The 7,441-nt window shown below is 67.0% G+C and carries 8 protein-coding genes and 1 pseudogene; all 9 read left to right on the forward strand.

Annotation, left to right across the window (positions count from 1 at the left end; translation table 11 throughout):
• Window positions 1–512: pseudogene (locus I6U14_RS05480) on the forward strand (RNA degradosome polyphosphate kinase); the annotation flags it as partial.
• Complete coding sequence (locus I6U14_RS05485; protein WP_296897539.1) at window positions 509–1,045, forward strand: hypothetical protein; 537 nt, start codon at window positions 509–511, stop codon at window positions 1,043–1,045. The pseudogene I6U14_RS05480 and the gene I6U14_RS05485, both read left to right, overlap by 4 nt.
• Before the next feature lie 457 nt (window positions 1,046–1,502).
• Entirely contained in the window at window positions 1,503–2,918 is a 1,416-nt protein-coding gene (locus I6U14_RS05490) for an amidase family protein (protein ID WP_296897541.1), read from the forward strand.
• Between the two features lie 285 nt (window positions 2,919–3,203).
• On the forward strand, window positions 3,204–3,464 hold the full coding sequence (locus tag I6U14_RS05495; RefSeq protein ID WP_296897542.1) for a low-complexity protein: 261 nt from the start codon (window positions 3,204–3,206) through the stop codon (window positions 3,462–3,464).
• A gap of 138 nt (window positions 3,465–3,602) precedes the next feature.
• Window positions 3,603–4,460 (forward strand): DUF692 domain-containing protein, encoded by an 858-nt coding sequence (locus I6U14_RS05500; RefSeq protein ID WP_296897543.1) that lies wholly within the window; start codon window positions 3,603–3,605, stop codon window positions 4,458–4,460.
• Window positions 4,453–5,277 carry a putative DNA-binding domain-containing protein gene (locus I6U14_RS05505; RefSeq protein WP_296897545.1) on the forward strand — a complete coding sequence of 275 codons (825 nt, stop codon included), beginning with the start codon at window positions 4,453–4,455 and terminating at the stop codon, window positions 5,275–5,277. The genes I6U14_RS05500 and I6U14_RS05505 overlap by 8 nt, the downstream gene beginning before the upstream one ends.
• Before the next feature lie 365 nt (window positions 5,278–5,642).
• Window positions 5,643–6,272, forward strand: coding sequence for a DoxX family protein (locus tag I6U14_RS05510; protein WP_296897547.1), 630 nt, complete (start codon window positions 5,643–5,645; stop codon window positions 6,270–6,272).
• A 139-nt stretch (window positions 6,273–6,411) separates the two neighbouring features.
• Window positions 6,412–6,714 (forward strand): DUF5132 domain-containing protein, encoded by a 303-nt coding sequence (locus I6U14_RS05515; RefSeq protein ID WP_296897549.1) that lies wholly within the window; start codon window positions 6,412–6,414, stop codon window positions 6,712–6,714.
• Window positions 6,707–7,243, forward strand: a complete 537-nt coding sequence (locus I6U14_RS05520) for a hypothetical protein (RefSeq protein WP_296897550.1) — start codon at window positions 6,707–6,709, stop codon at window positions 7,241–7,243. The genes I6U14_RS05515 and I6U14_RS05520 overlap by 8 nt, the downstream gene beginning before the upstream one ends.
• Window positions 7,244–7,441: the final 198 nt, after the last annotated feature.

Below are 7,441 nucleotides of genomic sequence, written 5' to 3' on the forward strand. Positions count from 1 at the left end.
CGGACATCGTCCGCGCCCTTTACAAGGCGAGCCGCGCCGGCGTGAAGCTGGACCTGATTGTGCGCGACACCTGCCGCTTCCGCCCCGGCCTGCCCGGGATCAGCGAGAACGCGCAGGTCATCAGCATCGTCGGCCGCTTCCTGGAGCACGCGCGCATTTTGTACTTTCACAACGGCGGCGACGAGGAGTACTACATCGGCTCTGCCGACATGATGCGCCGTAATCTGGAGAGCCGTGTAGAGGTGCACGCGCCCGTGGACAATCCGGAGCTGCGCCAGGAGCTGCGCCTGGTTCTGGACGTGCAGCTCGCCGACCAGCGCACCGCCTGGGACATGGACGCCGACGGCCGCTACACCCAGCGCATGCCCGAGGACGAGAAAGCCAAGGGCGCGCAGCAAACCCTCATCGGCGTCGCCGAAAAGCGCCTCGCCGCCGCCGCCAAGCACAAGGAAAAGACGCTGCGCTCTCGGCTCTTGAGCCACTTCGAGCATCGCTTGGCGGAGAAGGGTTGAAATACCCGCCACCGATGCTCTCTCCGATGATCCCGCGCAAATCCATCGCTGTCTCGCTCGTCTGCCTCTTCCTCTCCGGCTGCTTCGACAAATGGGAGGTCTTGTCTGTCACCGACCTGACCTTCCCAGGCGACTGCCAGGTCGCCCAGGACCGCTTCGACCCCGCCGCCCGCACGGAGGGCGTCCCGGGCTGGACCGGCGAGAGCGAGCCCGACGACGTCTGCGGCACGGTCCTAGTCAAGATCTTGGAGTCCGATCCCACCGAGCCCCTGCCCGATGGCCTGACGCTGTCCACCACCTTCATGCAGCTGCCCGAATCCGGCGACGCCCTCGAGCGAGGGGCTGCTTACGCTATTGCTGATCCCAACGCGGTCACCAAGCTGCGGCTCGTGGGCTTCATGGCCCGCGGCGCGGCGGCCGCTGAGCGCGCGCAGCAGAGCACAGAAGGCTACCCGCTGGAGATTACAGGCACCGGCATCGCCACCACTCGCTGCCTGCTGTACCCCGGCCGCGGCGAGATCGACTGCGATTGACACCGCAGCGCGCTGAGAGTGGCGCCGCCACTGCGGACGACAGGACTGTGCTTTGATACGAAGGGCCTATGTTGTCTGGACGCCCAATGTCTCGGCGCGAGATCTGTATACCGTCCCCGCTTTAAGGGCGAAGCATGTGGCGAGATAGGGTTACCGTCCCCGTAATTATCGTCGCCGTCGTCTCGGTGATGCTGGTGTTGGGGGGGTGCGGGCGCGCGGCTGCACCGCCGCGGCTGCCGGGCCTCGTGGAGCTCAACATCGATGGCGCGCATGCGGCCCTGCGCGATGGGCGCGTCAGCTGCGAGCAACTGACGCAAGGATATCTGGCTCGCATCCGGGTGTATGACCCGCCGCCTGAGTCGCCCAATCCGCCTGGCGAGACGGACGAGTCCGCAGGGTCGGCAGCCGCTGCATCGTCATCCCCGGTGGCGACAAAAAGCCGGTGGGTCGCCTGCCGGTGCCCAAATCCCCGCCGGATGCGCTGAACGCCATCATCGGCATCAATCCCAATGCGCTGGACCGTGCCCGCGCCCTCGACGCGGAGCAGGCAAGGCTCGGGCGACTGCGCACGCTGCACTGCATACCGGTGCTGCTGAAGGACAACTTCGACACCGCGGACATGCCCACGGCGGCGGGCTCCGCAGCGCTGGCGGGCTCCGTGCCGCCGGACGACGCCTTCTTGGTGCGCCAACTGCGCGCCGCAGGTGCCATCGTGCTCGCCAAGACCAACATGGGCGAGTGGGCCTTCAGCCCCTACCGCACCATCAGCTCCACCCATGGCGAGACCCGCAACCCCTACGACCTGGCGCGGGTGCCGGCGGGCTCCAGCGGCGGCACGGCAGCCGGCATCGCGGCCAATCTCGGCATCATCGGCATGGGCACCGACACGGGCAACTCCATCCGCGGCCCGGCATCGCACACCGGGCTGGTGGGTATCCGCCCCAGCCTCGGCGCCACCAGCCGCGACGGCATCGTGCCGTTGCTCTCCAACCGGGACGTTGGCGGGCCCCTGATGCGCACGGTGCGCGACGCCGCCATCGTGCTCTCTGTGCTGGCGGGCCCTGATCCCGCCGACCCCATCACCGCTGCGGCGCACGCTCGGGTGCCGGCGGATTATCGGCGCTTTCTGCGAGCTGACGGCCTGCAGGGCGCCCGCATCGGCGTGCTGCGGGCGCTGGTGGAGACGGAGACAGCAGACCCAGCAGTGATGGCCGCTTTCGAGCGGGCGCTGGCCGATATCACCCGTGCCGGTGCCACGCTGGTGGACCCCTTCGTGATCCCGCGCTTCGAGGCCCTAACCGAGGCCACCGGCTTCTGCAGCCGCTTTCGCTTTGATCTCGCTCACTATCTCCGCGCGCTGGGTGAGGAGGCCCCGATCCGCTCACTGGATCAGGTGGTCACCGCGGGCCTGTTCCTGCCGCGCCATGCCGATGCCATGGCCTGGGCCATGGCGGAGCGCAGCGATCCCGCCGAGCAGGCGCCCCCGTGCGTCGATGTCGCCGGCGATCCGCGGCGCAAAGCGCTGTTGGACGCCGTGGTCCGAGCTATGGACCAGGCCGGGGTGGAAGCCCTCGCCTATCCCAGCTGGAATAATCCGCCGCGGCGCATCGGCGACGACGACAGCCCCCACGGCAACAACAGCCCCATCATCGCCCCCCACAGCGGCCAGCCCGCCATCACCGTGCCCATGGGCTTCACCGCCGGCGGACTGCCCCTAGGCCTGCAACTGCTGGCACGGCCGTTCGATGAGGGCACGCTCTTTCGCCTCGCCTACGCCTATGAGCAGGCGACTCACCATCGGCGACCGCCGCCCGGCTTCGGCCCCTTGCCGAGCGCAGTCCGCTCCGGCTCGGCAGCGCATCTGAGCCGATGAGGCGGCCCGCCGGTGCGCGCCACACCCCGACGCGCCGCGGTACATCCATGCCCTGCTGCGGATAGCGTTTGCGCCGACCGTGAAAGAACCGAGGGCACATCTGGGTCTCTAACGGGTGATGACATCGGAAAGACCCAGCAAGGCTCTGTGTTTCTCGCGGCCTTTCCGTGTTATCAACGAGTCCGCGGTGGGCGGGCCGGCGGCTGAGTGAGGTCGCCTAGCCGTCCCCCGCCATGACCAGCCGTCTGATTCACCAGCACATTTTCTGACATCGAGGCAAGTAACATGTCCAAGAAGACCATTACCCCCGTGGCCGCCATCGTCGGTGCCGCCCTGGCCGGCGGCCTGAGCACCGCCCAGGCTGCTACCACGGACCTATCCGCTGATGAGCTGTTCAGCGCCACCGAGCTCGACGGCGGCTACATGCAGCTGGCAGGCTCCGAGGGTAAGTGCGGCGAAGGCAAGTGCGGCGAGGGCAAGTGCGGCGACGACAAGGGTGAAGGCGAAGGCAAGTGCGGCGAGGGCAAGTGCGGTGGCGAGGGCTGATCCCCGTCACCGAGATTCCCATCGCGAAGACCCGCTAAGCGGCTGGCGCTGATCTCCAGCGCCGCCGCGGCTGGGCCCGGGCAGCCCCGGGCTTGGCCCTACCCCACCGCCGCCACTCCGGCCAACGAGCCCTTCGCCATGCACGCACCAAGCTATCCGGTCCGCGGCGCCGGTCTCGGGCTGCGGCGGGACTTCATCAGTGAGGCCGCCGAGCAACCACCGCCTGCCGCGAGCTTCTATGAAGTGGCGCCGGAGAACTGGATCGGCGTCGGCGGGCGCTTCGGGCGCCTGTTCCGGTCCATGACCGAGCGCTATCCCTTTGTCTGTCACGGGCTATCACTGTCCATCGGCTCCCCCGCGGCGTTGGACGAGACCTTCGTGCAGCGGGTGAAGGCGTTTCTGGACACCCACCAGATCCGCGCCTACACCGAGCACCTAAGCTACACCTCCGATGATGGCCAGCTCTATGACCTCATGCCCATTCCCTTCACCGAGGACGCCGTCCACTATGTTGCCGAGCGCGTGCGCCGGGTGCAGGACATCCTGGAGCGGCGCATCGCGCTGGAGAACGTCTCCTACTATGCGGCGCCGGGCCAAGCGTTGCGCGAGATCGATTTCGTCAACGCGGTGCTCGAGGAGGCGGACTGCGATCTCCTGCTGGACGTGAACAACATCTACGTCAACAGCATCAACCACGACTATGACGCCGTCGAGTTCCTGGAAGCCCTGCCCGCCGACCGAGTAGTCTATTGCCACGTTGCCGGGCACTACGTCGAGGCCCCGGATCTGCGTGTGGATACCCACGGCACCGATGTCATCGACCCGGTCTGGAGCCTGCTGGACCATGCCTACCAGCGCTTCGGCGTCTTCCCGACGCTGCTAGAGCGGGATTTCAACATCCCGCCCCTGGATCAGCTGAACGCGGAGGTGGCCAAAATCGCCGCCATTCAGGCGCGCCATCAGCCCGCAGCCGACCTGGAGGTGGCACATGCCTGAGCCGGCGGCCACGCAAGCGCCGGTGGAAGACTTCAGCGCCGTTCAGCGCGCGTTCGCGGCCCACATCCGCGACCCCGAGCACCGCGCCTGCCCGGCGGACGTAGAAGACCGGCGCATGGCCATCTATCGGGACCTCGTCTTCAACAATATCGCAGGCTTATTGGCTTCGGCCTTCCCGGTGCTGCGCCGCATGCTGCCGGATGATCACTGGCGCGGCTTGATCCGGGACTTCATGGTGCAGCACCGCGCGGCGACGCCCCTGTTCCTGGAGATCTCCCAGGAATTCCTAGACTACCTTGGCACCACCCGGGCACAGCAGACCACAGACGATCCGCCCTTTCTGCTGGAGCTGGCCCATTACGAGTGGGTTGAGCTGGCCCTGAGCGTCAGTGACGACGAGCCCGACCCGACCCATGCCAACCCCAACGGCGATCTGATGGAAGAGATCCCCGTGATCTCGCCGCTGGCATGGAACCTGAGCTACCGCTTTCCGGTGCATCGGATCGGCCCGGACTTCCAGCCGGACACCCCCGGCGACGCACCCACGCACCTGGTGGTGTATCGCAACCGAGCCGATCATATCGAGTTTCTGGAAATCAACGCCGTCACCCAGCGCCTGCTCACACTGCTCCAAGGGGACATCCCACGCACCGGCCGGGAGGCCATGCAAGCCATCGCCGAGGAGCTGAGCCATCCGGCGCCAGACAAGGTGGTCGCCGCAGGCGCGCGCATGCTCACCGACCTGCGCAAGCGGGACGTGATCCTCGGCACCCGCTGGTCCGAGGCTCCCGCAGCATCAGGCGCTTGCGCAGGCTGAAACCGCCCAAGCGCAGCCCGACGCAAAACGCACGTCAACAGCCGCTGACCCAGCGGCTGTCCTGCATCGAGCAGTCGAAGCCGCAAGCACTCCCGAGTTCCGATCTTCCCCCCGGTCCCTAAGTTGCCGGGCACGAAGATTCCGGGACACAGATTCGGGGACGGTATATGCAATTGCCGTCCTTGCCCCCGCCGTGTCGACCGGGACCGATCAACCACCTATTCGCACCGGTTGTCGAGGCTGCCCAACCCCCGGGCCTATGCAGCCGCTCGCGGCGACATCGCCGCACCCGACAAGAAACCGCCGCCCGCCCGGTCTCTGCAGGCAAGCCTCTTGCAGACCAACCCAAAACCAGGAGAGACCGGGTGATCAAGCTGTTGAATAAGCTCCAAGACTGGCTGGACGCCACACGCACCGTCGATTTCCTCGGCCCGCTGGCGCTCCGGCTCTATCTCGCACCCGTTTTCTGGGTGGCCGGCACAAACAAAGTCGTCGGTTTCGACAACACCGTGGCGTGGTTCGGCAACCCGGATTGGGGCCTGGGACTGCCCCTCCCCACGCTGATGGCAGTGCTAGCCACCGGCACCGAGGTGCTGGGCGCAATCTTTCTGCCGCTCGGCTTCGCTGTGCGCTGGATCAGCATCCCGCTTATGGCGACCATGCTGGTGGCGATGCTCACCGTGCACAGCCAAAACGGCTGGCAGGCCATTGCGGACCCGGGCTCCGCCTTCGCGTCGCCCCTGCTCGGCGTTTTTCAGATCGAGAACGCCGGTCCCGCCGGTGAGCGCCTGTCCGCCGCCAAGGACATCCTGCGCGAGCACGGCAACTACGACTGGCTCACAGAGGCCGGTAACTTCGTCGTGCTCAACAACGGCATCGAGTTCGCCGCCACCTACTTCGTCATGCTGCTCGTGCTCTTTTTCATCGGCGCCGGCCGCTACCTCAGCATCGACTATTGGCTGGCCCGGCGTTTCCGCAGCCGCGCTGGCGGCTAGGGAAGCGCCGGTTCATCGGCGCTTCCCAGCCAAGCGCGCGATGGCAACCGGAGCACCGGCTTTGCGTTAGACTGCGCGCCGACGCCCGGCCCATCCGGTCGGTCCGGGCGCACGCGTCGTACTCAGTGGAGCCCCGGACATGCCGCAGCTGACCAACCTCGCCAAGAGCAAGACCGTGCGCAACACGGCCATCGGCATCGGTGTCGCCGTGCTCGTGCCGGTGGCGGTGACCTTTCTCGCCCCCTATGTGCGCCCGGCCGCCCGCTCCGTAGTCAAGGCCGGACTGTTGGCGCTGGAGAAGGGGAAAGAGGCTGCCGCCGAGGTCGGCGAGATGATGGAAGACCTGGTGGCCGAGGTCCGGGACGAGTTGCGCGAAGAGCGTGAAGCGGCCTTGTCGGCCATGCGCAAGGACAGCGAGCAAGGGTCGGACCAGGATGCCTGACGATGCCAGCCGCGCACAGCCTATCCACCCCAGCCTAGTGCACCCGAACACCGCACGCGTCGCCCACCGCAGCACCGGCCGCCTGCGCCTGCGCCTGCCCCAGCGCCGCCACGATCTGCCCTTCTTTCTCGAGCTCTACGAGTCCCTGCACACGCAGCCCGAGATTGACGATGTCACCATCAACCCCGCTACCGGCAGCGTCCTGTTGTGGTTCGATCCGGCCCGCGAAGCTGCGTTGGACGCCGCGCTGACACGCAGCGGCCTGTTGCGCATCGACGACAGCGAGCTTCATCCCGAGCACGCCGAGCGCCATCTCTTCCACGTGTCGGTGAACGACATGCGCATCATCATCTTCCTGATCATGACCGCGCTGTCCATCCACCAGTTGCTGAAGGGCCAGCTGCTGGCGCCAGCGCTGACCATGCTGCTCTATGTCGTCGACCTTGCCGTCGGCATGCGCCTGGAGCGCGATGCCGCTGCCGGCCACGACCAAGAGCCGGCTGACGCAGTGCCCGGCACGGAGACCTGACCGGGCGACCGGCGGAGCCCATCGCACCGATGCGGGTATAGCGGAGAGTCGCGAGCTTCGACGGGCGAGGTTCGAGGAAGAGCAAACGCATCGGCAGGTTGTTCGCATGAAACACACCAAACCAGCCAGCGATGAGTTTAGCCCCGACGCGCCAGCGTCTTCGGGTCACGGAGGTGCGGCGCCACTGCTCCACAGAAA

This window comes from Thiohalocapsa sp., from assembly GCF_019695415.1.
Classification (GTDB): Bacteria; Pseudomonadota; Gammaproteobacteria; order Chromatiales; family Chromatiaceae; genus Thiohalocapsa.

Excerpts from the sequence above, each read along its gene's own strand:
- I6U14_RS05495 (WP_296897542.1), top strand. The coding sequence starts at position 3,204 with ATGTCCAAGAAGACCATTACCCCCGTGGCCGCCATCGTCGGTGCCGCC.
- I6U14_RS05505 (WP_296897545.1), top strand. The coding sequence starts at position 4,453 with ATGCCTGAGCCGGCGGCCACGCAAGCGCCGGTGGAAGACTTCAGCGCC.
- I6U14_RS05515 (WP_296897549.1), top strand. The coding sequence starts at position 6,412 with ATGCCGCAGCTGACCAACCTCGCCAAGAGCAAGACCGTGCGCAACACG.
- I6U14_RS05520 (WP_296897550.1), top strand. The coding sequence starts at position 6,707 with ATGCCTGACGATGCCAGCCGCGCACAGCCTATCCACCCCAGCCTAGTG.
- I6U14_RS05500 (WP_296897543.1), top strand. The coding sequence starts at position 3,603 with ATGCACGCACCAAGCTATCCGGTCCGCGGCGCCGGTCTCGGGCTGCGG.